Origin of the sequence: Frigoribacterium sp. PhB160, from assembly GCF_003751785.1 — a bacterium.
Classification (GTDB): Bacteria; Actinomycetota; Actinomycetes; order Actinomycetales; family Microbacteriaceae; genus Frigoribacterium.
Genome location: NZ_RKIE01000003.1, coordinates 127,932 through 153,833, shown reverse-complemented (window position 1 = coordinate 153,833; position 25,902 = coordinate 127,932). Strand labels below are relative to the sequence as shown.

Sequence of the window (25,902 nt, the reverse complement as noted above, 5' to 3'; positions counted from 1 at the left end):
CGTCACCCTCTGAACCCGCACGGACCCGTCGGCGCGTGCAGGGGTGTGTGCGGGTCCGTGGGGTGCGGACGCCGGCCGCGATCGAACCACCAGCACCGCGCCCGGCGGCGCCCCGCACGCGCGACACCCCCGGACCAGCGCCACACCGTCGGGTCGGACGGTGCGACGCTGGATCGGGGGTGCGGGTCGATGTGGCGCGGTGCGCCCGGTGGCACTCCGCACGCGCCACACCCCCGGACCAGCGTCGCACCGTCGGGACTGACGGTGTGACGCCGGATCGGGGGTGCGGGTCGACACGGCGCCGCGCGCCGCGCGGCAAGCGCGTCAGCGCGCGAGGAACTCCAGCACCACGCGGTTGAACTCGTCCGCGTCGCTGACGTTGGCACCGTGGGGCGCACCCGCGATGACGTGCAGCTCCGAGTCGGCGATGGCGGCGTGCGTGCGCGCGCCCGAGCCCTCGAAGGGGACCGTCGCGTCGCCGTTGCCGTGGATGACCAGCGTCGGCACGGTGACCTTCGTCAGGTCCTCGCGGAAGTCGGTGTTCGCGAACGACGCCATGGCCTCGAGCGCGGCGGTCTTGTTCGCCTGCTTGGCGAGGCGGAGGGCGTCCTGACGCTCCTCCTCGGTGACCTTGAGCACGCCGTCGACCGAGAAGAAACCGGTGGTGAAGTCGTCGTAGAAGGCGTCCTCGTCCTTGGTGAGCCCGGCGGTCATGTCGGCCGCCGCCTCCTTGGTGAGGGGTCCGTCCGGGTTGTCGTCGGTCTTCATCAGGTACGGGGGCACGGCCGAGGCGAAGACGACGCTGTGGAGGCGCTCGGTGCCGTACTTGCTGAAGTAGCGCGCGACCTCGCCGCCGCCCATCGAGAACCCGACGAGCGTGACGTCCTGCAGGTCGAGCTCGGTGAGGACGGTGTGCAGGTCCTCGGTGAGGTGGTCGTAGTCGTAGCCGGTCTTCGGCTTGTCGCTGCGGCCGAAGCCGCGGCGGTCGTAGGTGACGACGCGGTAGCCGGCGTCGACGAACGCGGGCACCTGCTTGCTCCAGGACTCGCCGGAGAGCGGCCAGCCGTGGATGAGCACGACGGTGCGGCCGCTGCCGCCGAAGTCGTCGACGTGCAGGTTCGTGTCCTTGAAGAGCCCGTGGTGGGCGGTGACCTCGGTCATGATGTCTGCCTTCCCGGGAGCGCGTCCGCGCCCCACGCCTCCCGTTCGTACCCGCCCCGCCTGTCGGTCTGGTGGGCTGTCACCGAGACGTGTCCCCCGGACACGGATCGAGCATGCCTCACGGGGGCCTACGGTCAGAGGATGCAGCTCTCCCGCGCCTCCGACCACGGGACGATCACCCGACGAGTCGCCGACCACCTCCCGGACTCCGTCGCCGAGGCCCTCGCCCTCGCCGCCGACCTCACCTCCGCCACCGACCCCGCGACCCCGACCCCCGTCCCCGGCACCGGCCACACCGCCGACCTCTGGCGCGCGCTCGCCTCCCTCGCCGCCCACGACGTCGCGCTCGCCCGGGCCGTCGAGCCGCACCTCGACGCGGTCGCGATCCTGAGGCAGGCCGCCGACGCCGCGCGCACCGCCGACGCGGGCCTCGGCCGGGGCACGACGGGCGAGGCGACCGGCGTCGTGCTGCCGGCCCGCGCCTCCTCGTCGGGCTTCACCTGGGGTGTCTTCGCCGCCGAGGCTCCCCCCGGGGCGGCGCCCCGACTGGAGGCCCGGCTCACCTCGCCGACCACCGCCGAGGTCGACGAGGAGGCGCGGCCCGCCTCCCCGACACCCGCCCCCGACGCCGCCCACCCGGCCCCCACGGCCGACGCACCCGCTCCCGCCTGGCTGCTCTCCGGCGAGAAGCCGTGGTGCTCGCTCGCCGGCGAGCTCGACGGCGCCCTCGTCACGGCCTGGGTCGGCGACGAGCGCCGCCTCTTCGCGGTGGACCTGCGCCAGCCCGGCGTCGAGGTCGTCGCGGGGGCGTGGCACGCCCGTGGCATGGCCGAGATCCCCTCGGGGCCCGTGCGGTTCGACGAAGTCGAGGCGTTCCCCGTGGGGGCGCCCGGCTGGTACCTGCGCCGCGCCGGGTTCGAGTGGGGCGGCATCGGCGTCGCGTCGTGCTGGTACGGCGGAGCGGTGGGCGTCGCCCGCGCCCTGCACGCCGCCGCGGTGCGCCGCGACCCCGACCCGTGGCTGCTCCGCGCGCTGGGCGTCGTCGACGAGCGGCTCGGCGACGCCCGACGCGCGCTCGCCGAGGCCGCCGGGCTCGTCGACGCCGGGGCCGCGTCGGGCGCCGAGGGGCGCCTGCTCGCGAAGCGGGTGCGCGGCTCCGTCGCGCACGCCGCCGAGGACGTCCTGGCCGCGGTCGCCCACGCGCTCGGCCCGGCACCCCTGGCGTCCGACGCCGCGCACGCCAAGCGCGTCGCCGACCTCGAGCTCTACCTGCGCCAGCACCACGCCGAGAAGGACGACGCGTCGCTCGGCGGGGCGGTCCGCGACCGCGACCGCGCCCTCGCCGCCGCCGCCGCCCCGGCCGCACCCGCCGCACCCGCCGCACCCGACGCGGCCCCCACGGGCGTCGACCCGTGGTGAGCTTCGACGCCCGCGAGGCCGGCACGCCCTCCGCCGTGTGGGCCGCCGACCCGCGCCTCGCCCTCGGCGCCCTCGCCGAGGTCGACCCGCGCGGGCACGGGCCCGTCGTCGTGCTCGCCGCCCACCCCGACGACGAGACCCTCGGGGCCGGCGCCCTGATCGCCACCGCGGCCGCCGCCGGACGGCCGGTCACGGTCGTCGTGGTCACCGACGGAGCCGCCTCCCACCCCGACTCGTCGACCGTCGACCGGGCCGCGCTCCGCGACCTCCGCCTCGAGGAGGCGCGGGCCGCCGCCGCCGAGCTCGGCCCCGCCGTCGAGGTGGTCGCCCTCGGCGTGCCCGACGGAGCCCTGCGCGAGCACCGCGACGAGGTCCACGCCCGCGTGGCCGACCTGCTCCGCGACCGGCGCCCCGGGCTGCTGCTCGCCCCGTGGCGCGGCGACGGGCACCGCGACCACCGGGTGCTCGGCGAGATCGCGGCCGCCGTCGTCGCCGAGCTCCCGGCCGAGACCGGGGGCGAGGGTGCGCGGTCGGCCGCGCCGCGCCTCCTCGGCTACCCGATCTGGATGTGGCACTGGGCCGACCCGGGGCACCCGGACGTGCCGTGGGCCGACCTGGTGCACGCGACGACCGACGAGGAGGCGCGGGGCGCCAAGCAGCGCGCCCTCGCCCGGTACGTCAGCCAGCTCCGTCCCCTCTCCCCGGCTCCCGGCGACGAGGCGGTGCTGCGCCCGGACTTCGCGGAGCACTTCTCCCGCGAGGAGGTCTTCGTCGTCGAGCCCGTGGCGACGGCGGCGCTGGAGCACGTCACGGTCACGGTGGCGCGCGTCGCCGCTGCACCTGTCGCCGCTGCACCTGTCGCCCCCGCACCTGTCGCCCCCGCGTCTGCCGCCGCCGCGCCCGACCCCGCCGCGCCCGACGCTCGCGGGCCGCACGACCCCGCCGCCGACCCGGCGCGCTTCGACGACACGCACGCCCGCCGCGACGACCCGTGGGGCGTGACGACGCGCTGGTACGAGCGGCGCAAGCGGTCGCTCGTTCTGGGCGCGCTGCCCGACGAGCGGTACGGAGCAGTGCTCGAGATCGGCTGCTCGATCGGCGTCGTGACCTCCGAGCTCGCCGACCGGGCCGACCGCGTCCTCGCGCTCGACGTCTCGCCCGTCGCCGTGGAGCGCGCCCGGGCCCGCCTCGCCGACCGACGACACGTCCGCGTCGAGCAGGCCGACGCCTCCGAGGGGCTGCCCGAGGGCCGCTGGGACCTCGTCGTGATCGGGGAGGTCGGCTACTACCTCGAGCCCGAGGCGCTGACGGCCCTGCTGTCGTCGGTCGCCGGCGCGCTCGCGCCGGGCGGCTCGATCGTCGCGTGCCACTGGCGGCACGACGAGGGCGACTTCGCGCAGAGCGGCGACGCCGTGCACGCGGCGCTCGCGGCGGAGGCGCACCGCTCCGGGCTGACCCGGGTGGTGCAGCACGTCGAGGCGGACTTCCTCCTCGACGTCGTGTCGCGCGACGGCCGGTCGGTCGCCGAGCGGACGGGTCTCCGGTGACCGGCTCGATCGGCCTCGACACCCCCTCGGGCGGTGTCCGACCCGAGCTGCTCGGGATCGCGGTCGTCGTCCCCGCCCGTGACGAGGCGGCGCTCATCGGGAGGTGCCTGGCCTCGATCGGCCGGGCGCGCCTCCGGCTGTCCGGGTCGTGCCCCGCCGACGGCGAGCCCGCCCGAGTCCCCGGACACGAGGAGGCGCGGGTCGTGGTCGTCGTCGTGGCCGACGACTGCACCGACGACACCGCCGCCGTCGCCCGGCTGGCGCCCGGCGTGACGGTGGTCGAGGCGCGCGTCCGCAACGTCGGGCTGGCCCGGTCGCTGGGGGTGGCGAGGGCCCTCGCCGAGCTCGAGCTGCTCGGCGTCGACCCGCAACGCACCTGGATCGCCAACACCGACGCCGACTCCGCGGTGCCCGAGACGTGGCTGACGTCGCAGGTCGAGCTGGCGCGGGAGGGCGCCGAGGTGGTGGTGGGGACGGTCCGGCCCGACTTCGCCGACCTCTCGCCCGAGCAGATCGCGGCGTGGACGTCGCGGCACACCCCGGGGCGGCCGAACGGGCACGTGCACGGGGCGAACCTCGGGGTGGCGACCTCGGCGTACCTGGCCGCCGGGGGGTTCGGCGACCTCGACCTGCACGAGGACGTGACGCTCGTGGAGCGGCTCCGCGCCTCGGGGGCGTCGATCGTCGCGTCGGAGGCGGGCGAGGTGCTGACCTCCGGACGACGCGTCGGGCGGACGCGCGGCGGGTACGCCGGGTACCTCGCCACGGACCTGCTCGCGTAGCCGGGCCGGGCCGGGCCGGTGGGCGGGCGGGCTGCCTGGCTGGCTGGGGAGGGATCATCCGCCGCACGCGAAGAACCGCGTTCCGAGCCATGAACCGCGGAGGAACGCAGTTCATGGCTCGGAACGCGGTTCGGGGCGACGCGCCGGCCGGACGGCCGGGCCCGACGCGGCGGGCTCAGCCGACGTTCGTGAACGTGTTGTCGCTGCCCGAGTCCTCGGGCTCGACCGCCGGTCCGTCGTACGTGACCTCGTTGCCCGAGGCGATGCTCATGATCGAGTCGAGGCCGCCCGTGACGGTGATCGTGTTCGGGCCCGACTCGAGCAGCAGGTGGTCCACGTCGGTCAGCGTGATGGTCGAGCCGGTGCCGAGCACCGAGACGGTGTCGCAGGGCTCGGGCTGCGTGAACTCCGTGTCGACGGGCCGGATGATCGCGTAGCCGTCGATGCACGCGCCGGTCGGCTCGACCTGCTCGCGCTCGGCGGCGGTCAGGCCCTCGAGGTCGAAGTCGTCGGCGGCCTCGTCCGCGGCGGAGTCGGTCGCGACGTCCGTGGGCGCCGGGGCGGCGTCGTCGTCGGCGGAGGTGCAGCCGGCCACGGTCAGCGAGCCGAGGACGAGCAGCGAGATGAGGAAGGGGGTGCGCTTGAGCATGGTGGGGTCCTTTCAGGACGGAGGGGATGGAGGGTGGTCAGGTCAGGTCAGGTCAGGTCAGGTCGGGCTGTGCCGGGCCCGAGGCCGGGGCGTGGGCCGGCGCCGGGTCGGCCGACGGCGCCCGGAGCACCGCCCCCGCGGCGCGCAGGCGTCGCTCGTAGAGGTCGCAGTACCGCTGTCGCACGACCTCGGCGGCGAAGTGCTCGCGCACGAACTCGCGCCCCAGGACGGCACGCCGGGAGGCGCCTCCCGGGTCGCCGAGGACCCCCGCGACCGCCGCCGCCCACGCCTCGACGTCGTCGACCGGCACGATCAGCCCGGTGCGGCCGTCGTCGACGGTGTCGGCCGTCCCGGTCGCGTCCGAGACGACGACCGGCACGCCGGCCGCGGCGGCCTCGAGGACGACCGTCGGCAGCCCTTCACGGCGGCTGGGCAGGCAGAAGACGTCGAAGGCGGCGTAGACGGACGCGGTGTCGGTGACCAGCCCCGGCCGCACGACCCAGGGCTCGCCGAGGGCGGCCCGGGTCTCGGGGGCGAGGTGGTCGACGCCGTCGTCCGGCCCGACGAGTACGAGCTGCGCGGGGACGCCGTCGGCCCGCATGCGCCGCACCGCGGCGACGAGGCAGTCGAGTCCCTTGTCGACGGCGAGACGTCCGACGAAGCCGACGACCGGGCCCTCGGGCTCCGGGGCGAGCCCGACGACGCGACGCGCGGCCTGCGTCCGACCCAGCCCGGCCTCGGACCGGACGAGCGCGTCCGTGCCCGAGCCGACGTCCGGGTCCAGCCCGGACCCCGTGCCCGAGCCGACGTCCGACCCCGGGTCGGACGCGAGCTCGTGCCCCGCGGCGGCGAACCGGGCCACGTCGACGCCGTTGGCGGATCCGCGGCCGACGACCTGCGCCTCCCGCAGGTCGAGGCCCAGCTCGACGGCGCGACGCCGCATGCCCTCGCCGACGGCGACGGTCTCGGTGCTGAGGCGGACGGTGAGGCGCTCCGCGGCGAGCTGCGCCACGCGGCCGAGGCCCGTCATGGTCTCGACGCGCAGGCCGAGCAGCAGGTGCACCCGCACGGGCACGCGGGTCAGCCAGCCCGCGACCGCCCCGAGCAGGGCCGCCTTCGGGGTGCCCGAGACGATGCCGACGGGTCGCTCGCGGCGGATCACCCGGACGATCGCGACGAGCGTCCGCAGGTCGCCGAGCACCGAGGGGTCGCGGGCGATGTCGAGGTCGAGGCCACGCACGCCGTCGGTGGCGAGCACGTCGGCGAGCAGGCCCGTGTCGCGGGTGAGCACGACGGGGTCGACGCCGCGGCGGCGCAGCTCGGCGAGCTGCCCGGCGAAGTGCGAGTGCACGCAGAGGTCGATCGACTCGAGGACGAGGAGGCGCGGCGCGGCCCCCGGCCCCGCTCCCGTCGGTCCCGCGGCGGCAGCACCGGCCGAGCCGCCGGCGACGGCAGCCCCGGCCTCGGCGCCCCGACCCCACGCCAGCACCCGCGGGGTCGCGAGGTACCCCGCGGCGACGACGAGCGCCCCGCCGGCCCCGGCGACCGAGGCCGCGAGAGAGCCCTGCAGCGCGATCATCGACAGCCCGCCGCTGAGCGCCGAGGCGACCGTGGTCACCGCGGCGGCCCGGAGGTGGCCGAGGCCCGAGTGCGTCAGGCGCTGGAAGACGTGGTCGCGGTGCGGCTCGCTCCAGCGGGCGCCCGACGCGACCCGTCGGAGGAACGTCACGCCCGTGTCGGCCAGGTACGGCGCGAGCACGCCGACCGCGGCGACGGCGGGCACGCCGACGGCGAGGGCCGCGACGACCGAGAGCGCGGTGACGGCGCCGAGCAGGTAGCTGCCGCTGTCGCCGAGGAAGAGCCGGCGGCCGGAGAGGTTCCACGGCAGGAAGGCCGCGAACGCCGCCGCCGTGACGAGCCCGGTGCCGGTGAGCCACTCGTGGCCCGACCAGGCGCCGAGCACCGCGGTGCTCGCGCCGAAGACGATGCCGTGCAGCCCCGTGATGCCGTCGACGCCGTCCATGAAGTTGGCGGCGTTGACGAAGCCCGCGACCGCGACGGCGCCGAGCGGCACGAGCAGAGGCGACCCGCCGGCGGGCAGGACGAGGGCCGCGGTGGCCGCCGCGCCGACCGCGAGGTGCGAGAGGAGGCGCGTGGAGACCGAGACCCCCCGCACGTCCTCGGCCAGCCCCACCAGGGCCGCGACGACGGAGCCGACGCCGACGACGGCGAGCATCCAGCGGTGGGCGGGGTCGGCGACGTGGGCGAGCGCTCCGCCGAGGCCGACCGCGACGGCGAGCGTGGTGGCGGCGCCGAGGCCGCGGACGGCCGTCGCCGTGTGCGACGACCGGTGGCTCGGGACGTCGACCGCGCCGGCGCGCCGCAGGACGGGCAGCAGCACCGACGGGAGGGCCAGGGCGACCAGGCCGGTCAGCAGGGCGGTCTGTGCGGGGCTCACGCCGCGCCTCCCCGCGGTGCGATGACGTCGGCGGACGCGGACGCGGACGCGGGCCGGGCGTGGGCACTCGGCCCCGACCGGAACCACGCGCCGGTCGCGCGCAGCTCGTCGGCCGGGTCGGACTCCTCGACCCACGAGAACGCAGTGTTCGAGCCCGGCTCGACGCGCAGCGACGAGGTGAGGCGGTCGACGTCGTCGAGGCGGCCGGTCGCGCGGCCGGCGGCGCGCAGCAGGGCCGGCGCCACGGGCACGAGCCGGGCGGGCCGGCCGAGCCCGTCGCCGAGGAGGCGGGCGAGCTCGGCGGACGAGAAGGAGCGGGAGTCGGCCGCGAGGACGGTGGCCCCCGCGGCGTCGGGGGAGACGGCGGCGCCCTCGAGGACGGCGGCGAGCGTGCGGACCGAGACCATGGTGCGCGCGTTGTCGACCGCGCCGAGGGGCAGGGGCACACCGGCCCGTACGAGGCGGGCGATGCGCGCGACGTTCCCGCCGACGCCGGGGCCGTGCACGAGGGGCGGCCGCACGACGGCGACCCCGAGGCCGGTGGCCGAGGCGAGGGTGCGCAGGGCCTGCTCGGCCTCGTGCTTCGAGACGCCGTAGGGGTCGACGGGCGCGGGTGCGTCGCCGACGCGGAAGGCGGAGGTGCCGTCGCCGGCCCGCTCGCCGAGCACCTTGACGCTGCTGACGAACACGAGGCGGGGGACGCCTGCGGCGACGGCCGCCCGGGCGAGGGCGAGGGTGCCGTCGACGTTGACCCGGCGGAACTCCGCGAGCGGGTCGGCCGAGCTGTCGCGCATCACGTGCACGCGCGCGGCGAGGTGGACGACGGCGTCGAGCCGGCCGAGGGCTGCCGAGGGGACGGCCGACCCGTCGAGGTCGCCGAGGACGACCTCGCGGGTGCCGGCCGGGGCCGTGGAGGCGCGGCGGACCAGGGCGGTCACGTCGTGTCCCCGGGCGGCGAGGCGGGCGCAGGCGTGGCGGCCGACGAAGCCGGTCGCGCCGGTGACGGCGATCCTCACGCGGCGGCCAGCTGGGCGCTCGTCACGGGACGGACGAGGAGGTCGGTCGAGAGGTCGTCGGCCGCGAGGGGCGGCACGGTGCAGTGCGAGATCTGCGGGTGGACGCGGGCCTCGCTCGCCTCGTCGGCGGACGACAGCACCTCGTGCAGCTTCTCGCCGGGACGGAGGCCGGTGAACACGATCTCGACCGGGCGGCCGCTGCGCGCCACGACCCGCTCGACCACGTCGAGGATGCGGACGGGCTCGCCCATGTCGAGCACGAGCACCTCGCCGGGCGAGCCGACGGCGGCGGCCTGCAGCACGAGCCGGCACGCCTCGGGGATCGACATGAAGTACCGGGTGGCGTCGGGGTGCGTGACGGTGACCGGGCGACCGGCGGCGATGAGCGACTCGAGCAGGGGCAGCAGCGAGCCCCGGCTGCCGAAGACGTTGCCGAAGCGGACCGAGACGTAGCGGCGAGCGGTGCGCGCGGCCGTGTCGGCCGTGAGCCGCTCGGCGAGGCGCTTGGTCGTGCCGAGGACGCTGATCGGGTCGGCCGCCTTGTCGGTCGAGATGTTGACGAAGCGCTCGACGTCCGTCTCCTCCGCGGCGCGGAGGACGTTGAGCGTGCCGAGCACGTTCGTCTTCCAGCCCTCGAGGGGGTACTGCTCGAGCATCGGCAGGTGCTTGAGGGCGGCGGCGTGGAAGACGACCTCGGGGCGCCGGGCGGCGAAGACCTGGCGGACGGCATCGGCGTCGCGGATGTCGACGAGCACCACGTCGCGGGTGTCGAGCAGGCCGTGGCCCGAGACGGCGACCTGCGTCTGCTGCAGCGCGGTCTCGTCGCGGTCGAGCAGCAGCAGCTCGGCGGGGCCGAGGCCCGCGACCTGGCGGGCGAGCTCGCCTCCGATCGAGCCGCCGGCGCCCGTCACGAGCACGCGCTTGCCGGCGACGACCGAGGCGTCGACCTCGAGCGGGGCGGGGGATGCGGTGCGGCCGAGGAGCTCGTCCAGGGTCGGCCTCGACGAGCCGGGGCACGTGCACGGACGGCGGGTGGTGGGCATGACGCCTCCAAAGTGATCGAGATTCAGATTGAGTGGAAGAATATCACGTACGTATATCGGTGACCAGGGATCGTGCGGATGCCTCACGATCCGGGCGTCGTGCACCCGTCCGTCGGCCGTGCGCAGCACGCCGTGCGCGCCGCGCACGCGCACCGCCGGGCAGTCGCCTCAGGTGCGGAGGTACGCGGACCGACGCAGCCCCGTGTGCCGCAGCGCCTGCGCGGCGCTCCACGCGGCGTTCTCGACGTGCTGCACCGGCGTCGGGCGGCCGAGGTGGCGCGCCAGGGCGAGCCGCGAGGCCCGCACCTGCCGGGCGGGCGCGCCCCAGGGCGGCGTGTTGCGGCTGTGCTGCCCGGGGTGCACGCGGTAGGCGGTGAGCACCTCCGGCAGCGAGTCGAGCTCTCCGGTCGTGGCGAGCCGCAGCCAGAGCTCGTAGTCCTGCATCCGAGTGCAGCGCTCGTCGTAGCCGCCGACCGCCTCGAACGCGGCGCGCCGGTAGACCGTCGACGAGTGCACGAAGACGTTGCGCCGCAGCAGGGCCTCGGCGAGGCCGGGTCCGGTGGCGGCGGGCCAGGCGCCCACGGGGGCGTCGTCGTCGTCGATCAGCGAGACGGACGAGCCGAGGCAGACCAGGCCGGGTCGCCGGGCGAACTCGGCCCGCTGCGCCTCGAAGCGACCGGGCAGGGCGACGTCGTCGGCGTCGAGCCGGGCGATCAGCGGGCCCGTGCCCGCGGCGGCACCGGCGTTCAGCGCGGCGGGCGTCCCTCGCCGCTCGGGCAGGGCGACGACGCGCAGGCGGTCGTCACGGGGCAGGTCGACGTCGCGAGGATCGAGCCCGTCGAGGACGACGACGAGCTCGAGCTCCTCGACGGCGTCTCGCAGCACCGACCGCACGGCCGTGGCGAGATGGCGGTCGGCGCGCATGGTCGGCATGACGACGCTCATCGGCAGGGGACCCGCCGACCTCGCCGCCCGGACGTGGGCGCTCACGAGACCCCTCCGTCGCGCGGCGCGGCGAGCAGCGTGCCGAGCGCGCCGGCGACGACCTCGACCGACGGCGTCAGCTGGGCGAGCGCCTGGTCGAACACGTCGTCGGCCTGGCCCCACGGGTCGACGACGTCGTCGTCCTCCGGCCGGGCCGGACGCGTGGTCGACCCGCGCAGGGCGCTCATCGCGGCGACCCACGCGGCGACGCGGTCGGCCGGGTCGGCGGCAGGCACCTCGACGAGCGGGTGCGTCGCGCCCGACGCGACGACCCGGCCGAGCTCGCGCAGCGTGAAGGTGCGCCGCAGCGCCCGCGGCTCGAGCGACACGACGGCCCGGCGGTGCTCCCGGGCCGCGCCGAGCACGAGGTCGGCGGAGGCGACGTCCGCGGCCGTGAGCGAGGTCGTGCGGTGGCCGTGCAGGTCGAGCCCGAGCCGCGCCCCCGCCCGGAGGGTCTGCCCGGGCGCCTCACGCCCCGACGCGATGCGGGTGCCGGCGCTGCGGACGACGACGCTCCCGTCGTCGGGGAGAAGGCGGCGGAGGGCGTGCTCGACGATCGGCGACCGGCAGAGGTTGCCGGTGCAGACGACCAGGAGGCGGATCGGGGTCATGCGGGGGTCCTCTCGGAGCGGTACTCGTAGCTGCCCGCTCGGTTCGGCGGGGCCATGGTCAGGACGGTGCCGAGGCGACGGCTGCCCGTGCCGTCGAGGGCGGCCCGCGCGCGGGCGAGCTGGCGGCGCGACACGCGGCCGCCGCCCACGGCGAGCAGGGCGCCGCCCGTGACCTTGGCGAGCAGGGTCGCGTCGGTGACCGGCAGCAGCGGAGGCGCGTCGACGATCACGATGTCGGCGGAGGCCGTCAGCGCCGTCAGCACCGCCCGCATGGCCGGCGAGCTGAGCAGCTGCGTCGGGTTCGGGGGCAGCGTGCCGGCGGGCAGGACGACGAGGGAGCCCGTGCCCCACGGCTGGAGGGCGTCGTCGAGCGGCAGGCGTCCGGTGAGCACGTCGGTGAGGCCGACGGCCCCCTCCACGCCGGTCATCGCGGCGATGCGGGGCCGGCGGAGGTCGCCGTCGACGAGCGCGACGCGCGCCCCGCTCTCGGCGAGGGCGATCGCCAGGTTGGCGGCCGTCGTGCTCTTGCCCTCTCCGGGCACCGACGACGTGACGACGAGGCTGCGCCCGGTCGCCCCGAAGTCGAGGAACTGCAGGTTGGTGCGCAGCTGCCGGTAGCTCTCGGCGGTGGGGCTGTGCGGCTCGGTGTGCACGACGAGCCCGCGCTCGTCGAGGCGGCGGTCGAACGAGATCTCGCCGAGCACGGGGCCGTCGTCGACCTCGTCGAGGTCGACGCGCGTGCGCACCCGGGTGTCGACGGCCGCGGCCGCCGACACGGCGCCGAGGGCCAGGGCCGCGCCGCCGAGGGCTCCGCCGACCGCGTGCACGACGTGGTCGGGCGCGCTTTGCCGGGTCGGCACGTCGGCCTGCCCGAGGGCGTGCAGGGCGAGCGCGGCGGCGCCGCGGGCCGGGGTCGCCTCGAGGTCGTCGGTCACGACCTCGATCAGGCTGGCCGCGACCGCGTCGGCGAGGCGCGCAGCCTCGGCCGGGTCGGTGGTCGTCACGCTGATGGAGAGCATGACGCTCTCGGTCGGCGTCGAGGCCCGGACGCGGTCGGCGAGCTGGTGGACGGTGAGGTCGAGCCCGAGGTCGTGCACCACGGGGGCGAGCACGCGGTCGCTCGTGGCGATCTCGACGTACGAGCGGACCTTCTGCTCGGCGGCGGTGCCGCCCTGGATGAGGTCGGAGGCGTCGGCGCCGCTCTCGACCGCGACGTAGAGATCGGCCGTGGCGGTGTAGCTCGGTGTCGTGAGGGCGGCGGCGCCCAGGCCGGCTCCGAGCCCGAGGGCGGTGCCGGCGGCGAGCACGAGCCAGGAGGCGCGCGAGACGCGGGTGAGGGGCAGCAGGTCCATGGGGCTCCGGGTCGTCGTGACGAGCGGGAATGGCTCATCTAGAGTTGATATCTTAGCTTTCACCGTCAAGATGAACAAGAGTCGGCTCCGCTGCCCGAGCGGATAGCCTGGGCGGGCTCGGTCGCGCCGAGGTGAGGAGTGCTGCTGATGCTCGAGGGACCGGACGGCCCCGTGGTCGTCGTCGGCGTGCGCGGAGGCCTCGGCCACGCGGTGGCGGGCCGGCTGCGCGCCCGGGGGCACGGCGTCGTGGGCGTCGCGCGCCGCGCCTCCCCGGGGGTCGACGTCGTGGCCGACCTGACCGACCGCCGGGCGCTCGCCGCGGTGCTCGCCGACACCCGGCCCTCGGCCGTCGTGGTCGCCGCGGGCGTCTCGCCCGCCGAGTGCGACTCCGACCCCGAGACGGCCCGCCGGGTCACCGTCGACGCCGTGCTCGACCTCTACGACGCCGCCGACGCCGTGGGCTGCCGCACGCTCGTCGTGCCGTCCACCTCGGCGGTCTACGGCGACGCGCGCCGCACTCCCGCCGACGAGACCGCCCCGCCCGCCCCGGGCAGTCGCTACGCCGAGCTCAAGCTCGCCGCCGAGGAGGGCGTCGCCGCCCGGCTCGCGGCGGGCGGGGGCGTGCGGCCGGTGGCGCTGCGGATCTTCAACGCGTGGGGGCCGGGGTTCCGGCGCTCGCTGGTGACGCGCCTCCTCGCCTCGACGCCGGAGGCGCCCGTCGCGCTCGCCGGGCTCGACTCGTTCGTGCGCGACTACGTCCACGGCGACGACGTCGCGGCCCTCGTCGCGGCCGTGGTCGAGGCCGGCGACGAGCTGCCGGGCGTCGTGAACGTCGGCTCGGGGGAGGCGGTCAGCAACCGCGGGCTCGTCGCGGCGCTCGGCGTACGGCACGAGCTGCACTGGGTCGAGGCCGAGCCGGTCGCCAGCTGGTCGTGCGCCGACGTGTCGCTCGCGCGGCGGGTGCTCGGGTTCGCCCCGCGCGGGGTCGCGGACGCGGTGGCCGCCGACGCTCGCTAGGGATGCCACGCCCCGCTCACCACTCCGCGAGCCCCAGCAGCGGCGCGAAGGGCCCTCGGACGAGCCCGGCGACGACGAGCACCGCGGTCGCGAGCACGACGACGATCGGTCCGAGCCGGCCGCGAAGCCCGAACAGCGGCACCGCGACGACCAGCGGCGCGAGGTACCACGAGTACGCGGCGAGGCGGTCGGCGTAGGCGATGAACCCGAAGGCCAGGAAGTACGTGTTCGCCGCCGCGTAGACGACGAGCAGGGTGTCGTACCAGGAGGGCACGGTCGTGACCCTCCGCAGCACGAGCCCGGCGAGGAGGAACACCGCGCTGAACGCGAGGAAGTCGAGCCGGTTCGACCCGCCGTACTGGTGGGTCACGGCGCTGCCGGTGTAGCCGTCGACCGCCGGCACGAGCACGGCGAGCGGCTCGAGCAGCGCGCGCTGGAGCCCCGTCACGAAGAGGCCTGCGGCGACCGTCCAGACCGCGATCGCCGTGCGGAGCGACAGGCGCGTCACGACGACGAGCGAGATCAGCACGACGACGAACGCCGCCGACCAGTGGAACAGGCTCGCCACCGCGAACGCGCCGGCCCAGGTCCACCATCGGCAGCCGCGCAGCACCAGGCAGACGCCGACGTAGAGCGCTGCGAGCGACAGGCCCTGCCGCACGATGAGCCCGGCGTAGGCCGTGAAGAAGCCGATCGCCAGGGCCGTGAACAGCACGTACGGCACGCGCGACCACCCGACGAGGAGGCGCGTCCCGGCCACGAACGCCGCCACGGACACCAGCGCCACCGCCGTGTACAGCCCGGCGGTGCTGTCGGTGCCCGCCCGGCTCACGAGCCAGAGGAACGCGACGTAGAGCGGCTCGCCGCCGGTGCCGAGCCGCGCGGAGAAGGCGTCGACGAGGTCGGCCCCGCCGATGACTCGGAACTCGCGGGTGTAGATGAGCCGGTCGACGACCTGGCCGTTTCCGAGCACCGCGAAGCTGACGGTCGCCGCCGTCAGGGCGGCCAGCGGCGCGACGGCGCCCGGCCAGGCCTCGAGCACGGTGCCGGGTCGGGCGAGGACCGGGGCGACCGCGGTGGCGACCGTCAGCAGGCCGACGAGGAGAAGGACGGCGGTCACGCGCCGGCCCCCTGAGAGCGGTGCCGGGCCGGACGGTCCGCCGCTCCGACCGTCGCGAGCAGCCCGGCGACCACGACGCGGGTCGCCATGGCGGCGGCGGTCACCCAGAGCGCCCCGGGCACGCCGTGCGCCGGCACGACCACGAGCCCGGCCGCTCCGGCGACGAGCACGGTCGCCACGCTGGCGCCGAGCGAGGCGGCGTAGCGGTTCTGCACGGTCAGCGCGGTCGTGCCGCAGAACATCGCGGCCGAGAGCGAGCCGGCGACGACGAGCGGCACGAGCTCGGCGAGCCCGGGGGCGTGGCCCGGGCCGAGCACGAGGGGCATGACGACGACCGTCAGCCCCGCGCCCGCGACGGCCGTGGGCACGGTGAGCGCCGACCACCGCAGCGTGGTCGCGGCGAGGTGGCGGGCGGTGAGGCGGGCGGTCTCGTGGCGGCTCCGCGCCTCCGGGATCCAGGCCTGCGACAAGCCGTTCAGCACGATCTGCACGCCCGCGACGACGTAGAGCAGCAGGGCGAGCTCGGCGACGTCGGAGGGCGCGGCGGTCTGGCCCAGCGTGTACTGCGGCAGAGTCGTGACCAGGGTCGCCACGCCTGCCGCGACGCCGGCCGGCAGACCCGCGGTCACCAGGCGCCGCACGCTGCCGCTCCGGGTCCCGGAGCCGAGGAGGCGCGGGTCGGCCCCGCCCCGCGGTCGCATGCTCGTCGCCACCACGAGCAGCACGGCGCCGGTGCCCGCCGCCACGGCTCCCGAGACGCTCGCGCCCCCGGCCAGCGCGACGCCGACGGCGGCGACCTGCGCCGCGGTGGCCCCGGCGGTGCTCGCCGTGAGGCGTCGGTGACGGTCGGTGGCCTGGAGGAAGGCCGACCAGAGCTCGGCGGAGGCGTCGACGGCCTTGGACGCCGCGACGACCGACACGAGCAGGGCGGTCGAGGGGTCGGCGACCGCGACGGCCATCGCGATCGTCGCCACGAGGGCCACGGCCGACGCGCCGACCCGGAGCCGCTCGGCGTCGCGGGCGTCGACCCGCGGCGAGATCGTGAGGAAGACGGGCCGGAGACCGAGCCCGGCGACGACGAACACGGGGGCCGTGACCGCGAGGGCCAGGGCGTAGCGGCCCGCCGGGTCGGGTCCGAGCACGAGGGCCACGAGGGCGAACGAGCCGAGCTGTCCCGCGTAGCGGGCGACGCCGGTCGCGACGAGGTGCGCGGCGCGGCTCACGCGCGTCGCCTCGGGCCGGATGCGGTCGCTCGGCGGCGGGCACGGGCCGGGACGAGGCGTCCACGTCGGGGGAGGCGGGCCGGTCGGGCTCGCGTGGCGGGCGCCTCCCCCGCGGGGTCGGAGGCGTAGTCGTAGGTCGAGCGGCTGGTGCGCGGCGTCATCGTCAGCACGACGCCCAGCACGGTGCCGCCCGCGGTCTCGACCGATCGGGTCGCCGACTCGAGCTGGCTCGACGTGACGCGGCCGGAGGCGGTGACGAGCAGAGCCCCTCGCGCGAGCCGCGAGAGGAGCACGGAGTCGGTGACCGGCAGCAGCGGCGGGGCGTCGATGAGGACGTGGTCGAACCGGGACGCGAGCTGGTCGAGCAGCGACCGCATCGCCTCGCTGCCGAGCAGCTCGCTGGGGTTCGGCGGGATGGCTCCCGACGCGAGCACGCTGAGGGGGCGGTCGCCGCGGGGCTGCAGCACGTCGTCGAGGTCGGCGCGGCCGATGAGCACGTCGGTGAGGCCCGCTCCCCCCTCGACGCCGAGCACCTCGGCGAGCCGCGGTCGGCGCAGGTCGCCGTCGACCACGACGACGCTCGAGCCGTTCTCGGCGAGGGCCAGGGCGAGGTTCGCCGTGGTCGTCGTCTTGCCCTCGCCGGTCAGCGACGAGGTCACGACGAGGCAGCCGGCCGCCGGCGCCGACTCGAGGAACCAGAGGTTGGTGCGGAGCGTGCGGAAGGCCTCCGCCGCCGGGCCCTGCGGGTGCGTCGCGACCGCGAGCGGCGCGGCGGAGAACGCCGGGTCGAAGTCGATGGCGCCGAGCAGGGGCGCGTCGGTCACCCGGGCGACGTCGGCGTCGTCGTGGAGGCGCGTGTCGAGACCGCTGCGCACGACCGCCGCCAGCAGGCCGAGCACGAGCCCGGCGAGGGCCGCGACCCCGACGACGACGAGCGGGCCGGGGGTGCTCGGGACGACGGCGACCTCGGCGGGCTCGACGGGAGTGATGAGGACGAGGCTCTGCGATCCGTCGCTCGGGCGTTCGAGTGTCTCGGTGACCACCTCGGCCAGGACGACGCCGATCTCGTCGGCGATGTCGGCGGCGGTCTGGGCGTCGTGGTCGTCGACCGAGACGTCGATGAGCACGGTGCCGAAGGTGTTCTCGGCCGAGACTCGCCCGGCGAGCTCGGTCGGCGTCGTGTCGAGGTCGAGCCGGTCGATCACCGGGCCGAGCACCCCCGGCGTGCGGATGACGTCCACGAAGGTGACGACCTTGTTCTGGGCGGCGGTGCTCCCCTGGGCGAGCTCGAGCGACGAGGCCTCGCCCCGGCTGCCGACGCTGACGAAGAGCGTCGTGGTGGAGCTGTAGAGAGGCACGGAGGCGGCGCTGGCGACGGCCCCGAACGTGGTGCCCAGCAGCACTCCGACGAGGACGAGCACGACGTGACGCCGCACGGCGGTGAGGTAGGAGGTCACAGGCAGTCTCGGTTCTCGGGATGTGAAGGAAGGTCAGGGACGCGATGATACTAACATTTCGAATGCGACATCACCAGATTGCCCTTCGCTGCTCGATCCTCGCCGGGGCACACCGAGCCCCGGGCCGCTGGGTGCGGTCCGGGGCTCGGTGTGGTGCCGGGAGCGTCGTTCCGGCCGTGTGGTGCTGTGCCTGGCGTCAGCGGGCGGGGGTGAGGACGAAGTCGGTGATCGGGGTGCCGATGACCTCACCGTCGAGCATCTGGGTGATGGCGAACCTGTAGGCCCCGTTTCCCATGCCGCGGGGGGCTGCCCAGTAGCCGTCCCGGTCGACGAGGGCGGTGCTCTCGGCGAGGTTGCCCTGGGGCTTCAGCGTGACCGTGGCGCCGGGGGTGCCGGTGCCGCGGATCGTGACGGTCGTGTCGGCCGGGAAGGTGTCGCCGCTCCGGTGGCTGGTGACGGCGAACTCGCGGGTGATGGGGTCGCCGCCCGCCGTGGGGCCGTAGACGAAGCCGGTGATCGGGGTTCCGGTGACGACGCCGCCGACGGTCTGGGTGACGGAGAGGGTGTAGGTGCCGTTGCCCATGCCGCGGCGGATGGTCCAGAATCCGTCCGCCCGGACGGTCGTGGTGGCCTCGGCGAGGCCGCCCTGGGGCTTGAGGGTGATCGTGGCGCCGGGGGTGCCCTGGCCGACGAAGTGCACGAACGAGTCGGGGGTGAACGTGTCGCCGACCCGGGGCGTGATCATCTCGAAGTTCCGCTCGACGTCGATGCCGGTGGGTGCGTAGACGAAGGCGTGGATGGCGCCCTGGGGAGCGCCGGTGGGGCTGGTCTGGGTGATGTCGAGGACGTAGGTGCCGTTGCCGAGGGACTTCGTCACCGACCAGCGTCCGTTCTCCTTGACGGTGGTCGTCACGGGCGCCAGGCCGCGCTGCGGCGTGACGGTGATGGTCGAGCCGGAGGTGCCGGTCCCCTCGAAGGTCGCGGTGCCGGGGGTGAACGTGTCGCCGGTGCGGGGCGACTCCATCACGAAGGGCAGGGAGACGTTCTCCTCGACGGGCAGCGGGGCGACGACTCCGGCGGAGACCAGGCCGGCGAAGAACTGCCGCACCTGCAGCGGGGTCTGTTCGGTGGCGGTGAGCCGTGTCTCGAAGGTGAAGGTGCCGTCGACCACGGTGGCCGACGCGGGGGTCCAGTCGCCGCCGCCGAGGCGGATCGCGACGGCGGCGCCGGTGACGCCCTTGCCGGTGTACCGGTGGGTCCGGCTGCCGTCGGGGTTGATCGTCGTGGAGCCCGCGAGGTCGGTGACGGCAGGGAGCTCGGCGACCATGTCGGCGATGGCGACCTCGATCTTGGCGGAGGCCTGGGTGTCGAGCTTCTGGCGGAGCTCCATCTTCTGCTCGCCGACCGGGATGCGGGTCGTCTCGACGGTGAAGGTGCCGTCGCTGCCGACGGTTGCGCCGTCCTGCCAGGAGGCGCGGCTCGGGCCGTGCTGGACGGTGGCGCCGGCGACGCCGGTGCCTTCGTAGCGGTACACGGTCTGACCGGCGGCGTTGGTGTAGGACGTCGACTTCGTGACGGCCACCCGGGGGAGCTCGGCGACCATGTCGGCGATGGCGACCTCGATCTTGGCGGAGGCCTGGGTGTCGAGCTTCTGGCGGAGCTCCATCTTCTGCTCGCCGACCGGGATGCGGGTGGTCTCGAGGACGAAGGTGCCGTCGCTGCCGACGGTGGGCCCGTCCTGCCAGGAGGCGCGGCTCGGGCCGTGCTGGACGGTGGCGCCGGCGACGCCGGTGCCTTCGTAGCGGTACACGGTCTGACCGGCGGCGTCGGTGTAGGACGTCGACTTCGTGACGGCCACCCGGGGGAGCTCGGCGACCATGTCGGCGATCGCGACCTCGATCTTGGCGGAGGCCTGGGTGTCGAGCTTCTGGCGGAGCTCCATCTTCTGCTCGCCGACCGGGATGCGGGTCGTCTCGACGGTGAAGGTGCCGTCGCTGCCGACGGTTGCGCCGTCCTGCCAGGAGGCGCGGCTCGGGCCGTGCTGGACGGTGGCGCCGGCGACGCCGGTGCCTTCGTAGCGGTAGACGGTCTGACCGGCGGCGTTGGTGTACGACGTCGATCTGGTGATCGTCGGGGCGGCGAGGTCGGCCTCGTCGGTGACCTCGACGGGCGTGGACGAGGAGACGTCGACGGGGGTGCTGGCGGCCGGCGAGGCGGGGGCCTCGGCGGGTGCCTCCTGCGTCGCGGACGGTGCGGGCTGGGCGACGGCGGGGGCGGTCGGGCTCAGGGTGAGTCCGGTGACGACGGTGGCGGCGGCGAGGCCGAGCGCGCCGAAGCGGGCCAGGCAGGAGGGGGTGTTCCTCTGAGGCGTCATGGTGACGGTGTGACCTTCCAATCGGGGGTGGGCTCGCCCTCCCGAGCGGGCGTGGTGGCCGGTCGTCCGCGTCCTGCGCGGCGAGACGACCGACGCTGATCAGGAGGGGGCATGGCGATCTCGAGCGACGAACTCGAGCGATGCACTGAAATACTAAACGCGAAGTACACGATTGTCAACGAACGAGCCTCCCGGCGCTGCGGCATGCCAGAGGCCCGGGCCCGCTGATGCGGGCCCGGGCCTCTGGCGGCTGCGGGGTTGGTCCTGGGACCGAGGGCGTCAGGCCTCGTCGGGCAGGGCGCCGTTGCGGTCGAGCGCCGCGCCGAGGTCGAGGAAGCCGTCGGCCAGGTCTCGCCACTGGTGCGAAGCGAACGCCTCCCGGAACGACTCGCGGTAGACCGACCCGATGGCGAGCGACACCTCGACGCCCTTCGCTGTGCGGCTGACGATCACGCTGCGGCGATCGGCCGGGTTGGGCTTGCGGTCGAGGTGCCCGCTCGCGACGAGGCGGTCGACGAGGTTCGTCATGGCCCCGGTCGACAGCTCGAGGTACTCGGCCGCGCGCTTGGGCGTCACCGCGTCGCCGGTTGCCGACACGTAGGCGAGGAAGCGGATGTCGGTCGCGCCGAGTCCGTACTCGGCGCCCTGGTGGCCCAGTACCCGCGAGTGGTGCAGCACCAGCAGGCGGAACGAGTTGAGCAATTTCTCGAGGTCGGCCTCAGGGTCGCTGCTGGGGCCGCGCGGCGAGGTCTCGGTCGACGTGTCGTCGTCTCCGTCGAGGAGCGGGTCGAGGGTGGTGGTGCCGTCCGTGGCGGTGGTCGTCATCGGTTCTCCGGTTCGTGGGCGGGGTCAGGGCCCGTGTGATCGATCATCCGTCCCTGGACGACCGTGATGCTCAGTCAACAAGCATCTTGATCGTCAAGCTACCCCCACTACTGGGCGACGTCCATCCTGGCTTCCACCCCTGCGCTGGAGGGACGAGGGGCCGACGTCCCCTCAGGCCGAGTCCCGCCTCCCGCTAATCGGCGGCCGCGGGCAGCGCGCCCTCGATCACCGCGACGATCGCCGGGTCGTCGGGCTCGGTCGTCGGACGGAACCGGTGCACCTGCCCGCCGGGCGTCACGACGAACTTCTCGAAGTTCCACTTCACCTTGCCTGCCTTGCCGTCGGCGTCGGGCGTCTTCTTCAGCTCGGTGTAGAGCGGGTGCTCCGAGCGGCCGTTGACCCGCACCTTCTCCATCATCGGGAAGGTCACGCCCCAGGTCGCCGAGCAGTACTCGTCGATGGCCTCGGCGGACCCGAGCTCTTGCAGGAACTGGTTGCTCGGGAACCCGACGACCGTGAACCCGCGGTCGCCGTAGGTCTTCTGCAGCTGCTCGAGCTTCTCGTACTGGGGCGCGAGGCCGCAGCGCGACGCGACGTTGACGACGAGCACCACGCCCTCGGTGAAGGCCCCGAAGCGGGTGTGCTCGCCGCGGAGGGTGGTCAGGTCGATGTCGTCCAGTGCGCTCATGGGCCTGACGGTACGCGCCCGGGCCGACAGCGAGCCGGGCCCCGGGATGCACGGCGGCGACCCCCTCGTCAACCCCCTCGTGTCGAGTTGTGGCGCGCGCCTCCTTCGTCGTTGACTCGACCGTGATGGAGGAGACGGGCGCTGGTACGGTGCGCATCGAGGCGCAGGGCCACGAGCCCGACGAGGCCGCGTCGTTCTTTGCCCGGGGGTACCACGGCACCGGGGTCGTGGCCGAGCGGACCGAGCTCGACTTCGCGTACCGCCACACCGCCGTGGGCGACGCGTCGCTCACGCTCCGCACGTCGAGGTTCTCGGGCGAGATCCGCGGCACGATCCAGCCGCCCGGCGAGCACGTCGTGCAGTGGGTCAGCCGGGGCCGCGGCGTGATGGACCTCGGCCGCGACGAGGTGCAGGTCGTGCCCGGGCAGCCCGTCGTGTTCCCGGCCGGTCGGCCGTTCTCGTTCTCGTTCGCCGACTTCCAGCAGAACCTCGTGCACGTCGACGACGGGGTGCTGGACGCCGTCGCGGCCGAGCGCGAGGGCGCCCTGCCCGGCACCGTGGTCTTCGACCACGCCGCCCCGGTCGACCCCGCCGACCTGCGGGCCTGGCACCTCGTCATGCGACAGGTCGCCCGGACGACGCTCACCGGCCACGTCTCGCCGTTGCTCCGCGCCGAGACGGCGCGCACCGTCGCCCGTGCCCTGCTCGACACCTTCGCCCACGCCTCGACCCCCGTGCCGGAGGCGGTGCTCGTCCCCCGGAACGCGTCGCTGAGGCAGGCGGTCGAGTTCGTGCACGCGAGCGCGCACCTGCCCGTGACGACGGCCGACGTGGCCCGGCACGCGGGCCTGACCGCTCGGGGCCTGCAGCAGGCCTTCGCCCGGCACCTCGAGACGACGCCGACGGAGTACCTCCGCGCGGTGCGGCTCGACCGCGTGCGCGAGGAGCTGCGCGCGGCCTCGCCCGAGGTCACGAGCGTCGCCGACGTCGCCCGCCGCTGGGCCTTCGCGCACCTGGGCCGGTTCAGCGCGGCCTACGTGCGCCGCTTCGGCGAGTACCCGCGCGAGACGCTGCAGCGCCGCTGAGCGCTGCGCGGCCTGGCGTCGTGCGTCGGCCGGCGACCGTCCCTCAGGTGCCGGACTCGCTGCTGCCCTCGTCGACGAAGAAGTCGTCGTAGGTCGGGCCGGCACCCGCGCCGGCGCCGCGGGCCGAGCCCCGCGTCCGCCGGTTCGTCCCGTCGTCGCCGGCCGGTCGTCGCTTGGGGTACCCCGCGATGTGGACGGGCGTCGTCGCGGGGTCCGAGACGTAGCTGCTGTCGCCGTCGCCGGGGGTCATGCCTGCTCGCTCTCCCGAGGTCGTGCCGTGCCTCGTCCCGGTGGTCGGGTGCCCGCTCCGTCGCGGTCGTTGTCCAGGATACGAAACCCAGGTGATCGGGGTCGAGTCGGCATCCGCTTTGCGAACGCAGCGCCTCCGGCCGTCCCTCGGCCCTCGCCGCGCGTACCGTGCTGAGCGAGGCCGAGAGACGAGGAGCAGGACGTGAAGAGGATCCACTACTCCGACGACGTGATCGTCACGGGCGACGCCATCGCCGAGGCGCTGATGGACTACGCCCGCGAGCTCGCGATGTCGGGCCGGTCCGACTCGGTCGACGTGCCGGCGGTCGACCAGCAGGGCGCCGGTCAGCGGATCCAGGTGCTGCTCGGCCCGGCGAGCCAGATGGTCACGTCGGAGAGCCTGTGGTCGGGGCCCGAGATCGTCGACGACGACCTCGTCGCCGACCTTCGGGCACGCCTGGGCGGCATCAGCGCGCCGCGGCCGCGCAGCACGCCGGAGGCCTCCGACGTCTCGCCCGACCTCGACGGCGAGGCGTTCCGGCCCCACGACTTCGACCCGCACCAGGGGTAGCGACGCGGACGGTCCCGGTGCCGGCGCGGCGGCGTCGTGTGTCGTGCGTCGTGCGTCGCCGGAGGGCGTCGCGTCAGCGGGCGATCGGCGCGAGCACGTGCAAGGCGCCCGGCACGACCTCGACCGTGACCGGCAGCGGCCCGACGCGCTCGCCGTCGGCGAAGGCCACGACGTCGTCCGACTCGACGACCACGCGGCGCACCCGGTGCACGTGCACCCGGGGGTCGGCGAGGTGCGTGCCCGCCGACATGCGCCGGAACAGGCCGACGAACTGCAGCCGCGTCAGCCGCTCGACGATCAGCACGTCGAGCAGCCCGTCGTCGAGGCGGGCGCCCGGCAGCACGCGCATGCCCCCGCCGACCGACTGCCCGTTGCCGACCGTGACGAGCGTGCCCTGCACCTCGCGGGCGACGCCGTCGAGCTCGAGCCGGTACGAGAGGTGCTTCAGCCGCACCAGCTCGATCAGCAGGGCGAGGTCGTAGCGCCGACGGCCCTTCGGCCAGCGCAGCCGGTTCGTGCGCTCGTTGACGAGCGCGTCGAAGCCCGCCGAGAGCGTGCCGCCGAACCAGGTCGTGCCGCCGGCGTGCGTCACGCGGGCCGCGTCGATCGCCACGGGCGGCTGCGCCAGCTGCGCCACGAGGAGGCGCGTGGCGGCCTCCGCGTCGTCGTGCGGCACCCCGAGGGCCCGGGCCATGTCGTTGCCCGTGCCCGAGGGCACCAGTCCCAGCGGCACGTCCGTCCCGGCGACGAGGTTCACGCCGGTGTTGAGCATGCCGTCCCCGCCCACGACGACGAGCGCGTCGGCGCCCCGGGCCAGCTCGGCGGTCGCGGCGCGGACGAGGGCCTCGTGGCTCGGCTCGCGGAGCGGCACGACGTCGTGGCCCGCCGCGGCGAGGGCGTCGACCACCTGCGCGCCGACGCCGCTGCGGCCCCCGGCCGAGGCGGAGGGGTTGACGGCCACGACGACGCGGAGCGGGTGCATCCCCCGATGATGGCACCGCGCCTCCCCGGGAGTGCCCTGCCGGGTCGCGTCTCCGCCGCACCTGGCATGATCGAGGGATGACCACGACGACCGCCCCCGCCGCCTACGAGCCCACCATCCGCGAGTCGCCGAACCGCGCCCTCGGCCTGACGATCGGCACGGTCGTGCTGCTGCTGGGGGCCGTCGCGCTCTTCACCGAGAACATGGGCGCGTTCTTCGACACGACCGGCGGGCGCCTCGGACCGTGGAACGTCAACCCGGCCCTGGTCGTCGTCTGGCTGCTCGCGGGGGCCGCGCTGATCCTCGGCGGAGCGTCGAACCGAGGCTCGGCCCGCGCCCTCAACGCGACCGTCGGCGTCGTCTTCGTGGTGTTCGGCGTGCTCGGGTTCATCGTGCGCGACACCGAGCTCAACCTGCTGGCCTTCAACCTCGGCGACGACATCACCCACCTCGTCGCGGGCGGGCTGCTCGTGCTCACCGCCGTCGGGGCGGAGCGCCGCCGCCGCTGAGCCTCCGCGGGGGCTCGCTCCATCCCGTCTTCTCGGCGAACTCGGGGGCGCGACCGTGGCCATCCCGCGCCTCCCTCGCTAGGGTTAGGGTCACCTAACTGATCGGAGGGGCACGATGTCCGTCGTCATCCCCTTCTCGCAGGCCCTGCGAGAGCGCACCTCGGCCCAGGCCGTGACCGGCGACGACGGCTGCTCGTTCATGGCCGACCTGCTGACCGGTCGGGGCACGCGCGGCGACTACGTGCAGATGCTCGCGCAGCACTTCTTCGTCTACGAGTCGCTCGAGCGCGTCGCGGCCCGGTGGCAGGGCGACGCCGTGGCCGAGCAGTTCCTCTCGCCGGCGCTGACGCGGCTGCCGGCGATCGAGTCCGACCTGCAGTTCCTCCTCGGTGACGACTGGCGGTCGCTCGTGCGCCCGCTGCCCGTCACGGCCGACTACGTCGCCCGCATCGAGAGCGCGTCGGAGTGGGTCGGCGGCTTCATCGCCCACCACTACACGCGGTACCTCGGCGACCTGTCGGGCTGCCAGATCGTGCGGTCGCTCATGCAGCGGCAGTTCGGGTTCGACACGAACGGGGTCGGGTTCTTCCTCTTCGCCGAGATCGCCCGCCCCAAGGAGTTCAAGTCGGTCTACCGCCGGCAGCTCGACGCGGTCGACTGGTCGCCGGAGGCGCGCGAACGGCTCCTCGACGAGGTGGTCGTCGCGTACCGGTTCAGCACCGAGCTGTTCGTGGCGCTCGCCGCGGCGAAGGCCGAGGCGGCTGCGGCGTAGCGCCCGGC

Annotated in this window: 24 protein-coding genes; 8 read left to right on the top strand and 16 right to left on the bottom strand. The window is 75.3% G+C overall.

All coding sequences use genetic code 11. The annotated features are described in order from the left end of the window. Nucleotides 1–324 precede the first annotated feature (324 nt). Nucleotides 325–1,161, bottom strand: a complete 837-nt coding sequence (locus tag EDF38_RS13720; RefSeq protein WP_123356342.1) for an alpha/beta fold hydrolase — start codon at nucleotides 1,159–1,161, stop codon at nucleotides 325–327. A 141-nt stretch (nucleotides 1,162–1,302) separates the two neighbouring features. Between EDF38_RS13720 and EDF38_RS13715 the strand changes: the two genes are divergently transcribed. Genes EDF38_RS13715 through EDF38_RS13705 form a run of 3 tightly spaced genes read left to right on the top strand, consistent with a single transcriptional unit; the run spans nucleotide 1,303 to nucleotide 4,909 of the window. Further along, nucleotides 1,303–2,580, top strand: coding sequence for an acyl-CoA dehydrogenase (locus tag EDF38_RS13715; protein ID WP_123356339.1), 1,278 nt, complete (start codon nucleotides 1,303–1,305; stop codon nucleotides 2,578–2,580). After that, nucleotides 2,574–4,127 carry a PIG-L family deacetylase gene (locus EDF38_RS13710; RefSeq protein WP_123356337.1) on the top strand — a complete coding sequence of 518 codons (1,554 nt, stop codon included), beginning with the start codon at nucleotides 2,574–2,576 and terminating at the stop codon, nucleotides 4,125–4,127. The genes EDF38_RS13715 and EDF38_RS13710 overlap by 7 nt, the downstream gene beginning before the upstream one ends. Continuing rightward, nucleotides 4,124–4,909: a glycosyltransferase family 2 protein gene (locus EDF38_RS13705; RefSeq protein WP_233572469.1), complete on the top strand. Its 786-nt coding sequence runs from the start codon at nucleotides 4,124–4,126 to the stop codon at nucleotides 4,907–4,909. Before EDF38_RS13710 ends, EDF38_RS13705 begins: the two co-directional genes overlap by 4 nt. A gap of 175 nt (nucleotides 4,910–5,084) precedes the next feature. Here the strand turns inward: EDF38_RS13705 and EDF38_RS13700 are convergent, their stop codons facing one another. The 7 genes from EDF38_RS13700 to EDF38_RS13670 all read right to left on the bottom strand — a co-directional run bounded on the left by EDF38_RS13700 (nucleotide 5,085) and on the right by EDF38_RS13670 (nucleotide 13,022). Next, nucleotides 5,085–5,558, bottom strand: coding sequence for a hypothetical protein (locus EDF38_RS13700; protein WP_123356335.1), 474 nt, complete (start codon nucleotides 5,556–5,558; stop codon nucleotides 5,085–5,087). Between the two features lie 52 nt (nucleotides 5,559–5,610). Then, a complete protein-coding gene (locus EDF38_RS13695) occupies nucleotides 5,611–8,016 on the bottom strand; it encodes a glycosyltransferase (RefSeq protein ID WP_148061502.1) in 2,406 nt (801 codons plus the stop codon). Next, nucleotides 8,013–9,032, bottom strand: coding sequence for an NAD-dependent epimerase/dehydratase family protein (locus EDF38_RS13690; protein WP_158613382.1), 1,020 nt, complete (start codon nucleotides 9,030–9,032; stop codon nucleotides 8,013–8,015). Before EDF38_RS13690 ends, EDF38_RS13695 begins: the two co-directional genes overlap by 4 nt. Further along, nucleotides 9,029–10,075 carry a polysaccharide biosynthesis protein gene (locus EDF38_RS13685; RefSeq protein WP_123356331.1) on the bottom strand — a complete coding sequence of 349 codons (1,047 nt, stop codon included), beginning with the start codon at nucleotides 10,073–10,075 and terminating at the stop codon, nucleotides 9,029–9,031. The genes EDF38_RS13690 and EDF38_RS13685 overlap by 4 nt, the downstream gene beginning before the upstream one ends. A 168-nt stretch (nucleotides 10,076–10,243) precedes the next feature. Beyond that, nucleotides 10,244–11,065: a glycosyltransferase gene (locus EDF38_RS13680; RefSeq protein ID WP_148061500.1), complete on the bottom strand. Its 822-nt coding sequence runs from the start codon at nucleotides 11,063–11,065 to the stop codon at nucleotides 10,244–10,246. Beyond that, entirely contained in the window at nucleotides 11,062–11,670 is a 609-nt protein-coding gene (locus tag EDF38_RS13675; protein ID WP_123356327.1) for a low molecular weight phosphatase family protein, read from the bottom strand. Before EDF38_RS13675 ends, EDF38_RS13680 begins: the two co-directional genes overlap by 4 nt. Then, nucleotides 11,667–13,022, bottom strand: a complete 1,356-nt coding sequence (locus EDF38_RS13670; RefSeq protein WP_123356325.1) for a polysaccharide biosynthesis tyrosine autokinase — start codon at nucleotides 13,020–13,022, stop codon at nucleotides 11,667–11,669. Before EDF38_RS13670 ends, EDF38_RS13675 begins: the two co-directional genes overlap by 4 nt. 147 nt (nucleotides 13,023–13,169) lie before the next feature. Here EDF38_RS13670 and EDF38_RS13665 point away from each other — a divergent pair, with 147 nt between their 5' ends. Continuing rightward, nucleotides 13,170–14,039: an NAD(P)-dependent oxidoreductase gene (locus tag EDF38_RS13665; RefSeq protein ID WP_148061499.1), complete on the top strand. Its 870-nt coding sequence runs from the start codon at nucleotides 13,170–13,172 to the stop codon at nucleotides 14,037–14,039. A 16-nt stretch (nucleotides 14,040–14,055) separates the two neighbouring features. On the opposite strand, the gene EDF38_RS13660 is transcribed toward EDF38_RS13665, so the two are convergent. From EDF38_RS13660 to EDF38_RS13640, 6 genes are all read right to left on the bottom strand, one after another. Next, nucleotides 14,056–15,159: an EpsG family protein gene (locus EDF38_RS13660; RefSeq protein WP_158613381.1), complete on the bottom strand. Its 1,104-nt coding sequence runs from the start codon at nucleotides 15,157–15,159 to the stop codon at nucleotides 14,056–14,058. Beyond that, entirely contained in the window at nucleotides 15,156–16,382 is a 1,227-nt protein-coding gene (locus tag EDF38_RS15960) for a lipopolysaccharide biosynthesis protein (protein WP_158613380.1), read from the bottom strand. The genes EDF38_RS13660 and EDF38_RS15960 overlap by 4 nt, the downstream gene beginning before the upstream one ends. Then, nucleotides 16,379–17,839 (bottom strand): polysaccharide biosynthesis tyrosine autokinase, encoded by a 1,461-nt coding sequence (locus EDF38_RS13655; protein WP_123356319.1) that lies wholly within the window; start codon nucleotides 17,837–17,839, stop codon nucleotides 16,379–16,381. The genes EDF38_RS15960 and EDF38_RS13655 overlap by 4 nt, the downstream gene beginning before the upstream one ends. Nucleotides 17,840–18,035: 196 nt before the next feature. Then, nucleotides 18,036–20,213: a hypothetical protein gene (locus EDF38_RS13650; protein ID WP_123356317.1), complete on the bottom strand. Its 2,178-nt coding sequence runs from the start codon at nucleotides 20,211–20,213 to the stop codon at nucleotides 18,036–18,038. 279 nt (nucleotides 20,214–20,492) lie between these two features. Next, nucleotides 20,493–21,038, bottom strand: coding sequence for a MarR family winged helix-turn-helix transcriptional regulator (locus tag EDF38_RS13645; protein WP_123356315.1), 546 nt, complete (start codon nucleotides 21,036–21,038; stop codon nucleotides 20,493–20,495). A gap of 193 nt (nucleotides 21,039–21,231) precedes the next feature. Further along, complete coding sequence (locus tag EDF38_RS13640; protein WP_123356313.1) at nucleotides 21,232–21,726, bottom strand: glutathione peroxidase; 495 nt, start codon at nucleotides 21,724–21,726, stop codon at nucleotides 21,232–21,234. Between the two features lie 89 nt (nucleotides 21,727–21,815). Here EDF38_RS13640 and EDF38_RS13635 point away from each other — a divergent pair, with 89 nt between their 5' ends. Next, nucleotides 21,816–22,811 carry a helix-turn-helix domain-containing protein gene (locus EDF38_RS13635; RefSeq protein ID WP_123356310.1) on the top strand — a complete coding sequence of 332 codons (996 nt, stop codon included), beginning with the start codon at nucleotides 21,816–21,818 and terminating at the stop codon, nucleotides 22,809–22,811. A gap of 43 nt (nucleotides 22,812–22,854) precedes the next feature. Here the strand turns inward: EDF38_RS13635 and EDF38_RS13630 are convergent, their stop codons facing one another. Further along, entirely contained in the window at nucleotides 22,855–23,061 is a 207-nt protein-coding gene (locus EDF38_RS13630) for a hypothetical protein (RefSeq protein WP_123356309.1), read from the bottom strand. Between the two features lie 201 nt (nucleotides 23,062–23,262). Here EDF38_RS13630 and EDF38_RS13625 point away from each other — a divergent pair, with 201 nt between their 5' ends. Next, nucleotides 23,263–23,631: a hypothetical protein gene (locus EDF38_RS13625; RefSeq protein WP_123356307.1), complete on the top strand. Its 369-nt coding sequence runs from the start codon at nucleotides 23,263–23,265 to the stop codon at nucleotides 23,629–23,631. A 73-nt stretch (nucleotides 23,632–23,704) separates the two neighbouring features. Here the strand turns inward: EDF38_RS13625 and EDF38_RS13620 are convergent, their stop codons facing one another. Next, complete coding sequence (locus EDF38_RS13620) at nucleotides 23,705–24,613, bottom strand: diacylglycerol kinase family protein (protein ID WP_123356305.1); 909 nt, start codon at nucleotides 24,611–24,613, stop codon at nucleotides 23,705–23,707. Nucleotides 24,614–24,690: 77 nt separating this feature from the next. Between EDF38_RS13620 and EDF38_RS13615 the strand changes: the two genes are divergently transcribed. Continuing rightward, nucleotides 24,691–25,122 (top strand): DUF4383 domain-containing protein, encoded by a 432-nt coding sequence (locus EDF38_RS13615; RefSeq protein ID WP_123356303.1) that lies wholly within the window; start codon nucleotides 24,691–24,693, stop codon nucleotides 25,120–25,122. A 115-nt stretch (nucleotides 25,123–25,237) separates the two neighbouring features. Further along, the gene (locus EDF38_RS13610; protein WP_123356301.1) at nucleotides 25,238–25,894 is read left to right on the top strand and encodes a heme oxygenase (biliverdin-producing); all 657 of its coding nucleotides are present in this window, start codon (nucleotides 25,238–25,240) and stop codon (nucleotides 25,892–25,894) included. Nucleotides 25,895–25,902: the final 8 nt, after the last annotated feature.

Bases quoted from the DNA above. Each gene is read 5' to 3' on its own strand.
- EDF38_RS13720 (WP_123356342.1), bottom strand. From the start codon at position 1,161: ATGACCGAGGTCACCGCCCACCACGGGCTCTTCAAGGACACGAACCTG.
- EDF38_RS13715 (WP_123356339.1), top strand. From the start codon at position 1,303: ATGCAGCTCTCCCGCGCCTCCGACCACGGGACGATCACCCGACGAGTC.
- EDF38_RS13700 (WP_123356335.1), bottom strand. From the start codon at position 5,558: ATGCTCAAGCGCACCCCCTTCCTCATCTCGCTGCTCGTCCTCGGCTCG.
- EDF38_RS13685 (WP_123356331.1), bottom strand. From the start codon at position 10,075: ATGCCCACCACCCGCCGTCCGTGCACGTGCCCCGGCTCGTCGAGGCCG.
- EDF38_RS13675 (WP_123356327.1), bottom strand. From the start codon at position 11,670: ATGACCCCGATCCGCCTCCTGGTCGTCTGCACCGGCAACCTCTGCCGG.
- EDF38_RS13670 (WP_123356325.1), bottom strand. From the start codon at position 13,022: ATGGACCTGCTGCCCCTCACCCGCGTCTCGCGCGCCTCCTGGCTCGTG.
- EDF38_RS13665 (WP_148061499.1), top strand. From the start codon at position 13,170: ATGCTCGAGGGACCGGACGGCCCCGTGGTCGTCGTCGGCGTGCGCGGA.
- EDF38_RS13650 (WP_123356317.1), bottom strand. From the start codon at position 20,213: ATGACGCCTCAGAGGAACACCCCCTCCTGCCTGGCCCGCTTCGGCGCG.
- EDF38_RS13645 (WP_123356315.1), bottom strand. From the start codon at position 21,038: ATGACGACCACCGCCACGGACGGCACCACCACCCTCGACCCGCTCCTC.
- EDF38_RS13640 (WP_123356313.1), bottom strand. From the start codon at position 21,726: ATGAGCGCACTGGACGACATCGACCTGACCACCCTCCGCGGCGAGCAC.
- EDF38_RS13630 (WP_123356309.1), bottom strand. From the start codon at position 23,061: ATGACCCCCGGCGACGGCGACAGCAGCTACGTCTCGGACCCCGCGACG.
- EDF38_RS13620 (WP_123356305.1), bottom strand. From the start codon at position 24,613: ATGCACCCGCTCCGCGTCGTCGTGGCCGTCAACCCCTCCGCCTCGGCC.
- EDF38_RS13615 (WP_123356303.1), top strand. From the start codon at position 24,691: ATGACCACGACGACCGCCCCCGCCGCCTACGAGCCCACCATCCGCGAG.
- EDF38_RS13610 (WP_123356301.1), top strand. From the start codon at position 25,238: ATGTCCGTCGTCATCCCCTTCTCGCAGGCCCTGCGAGAGCGCACCTCG.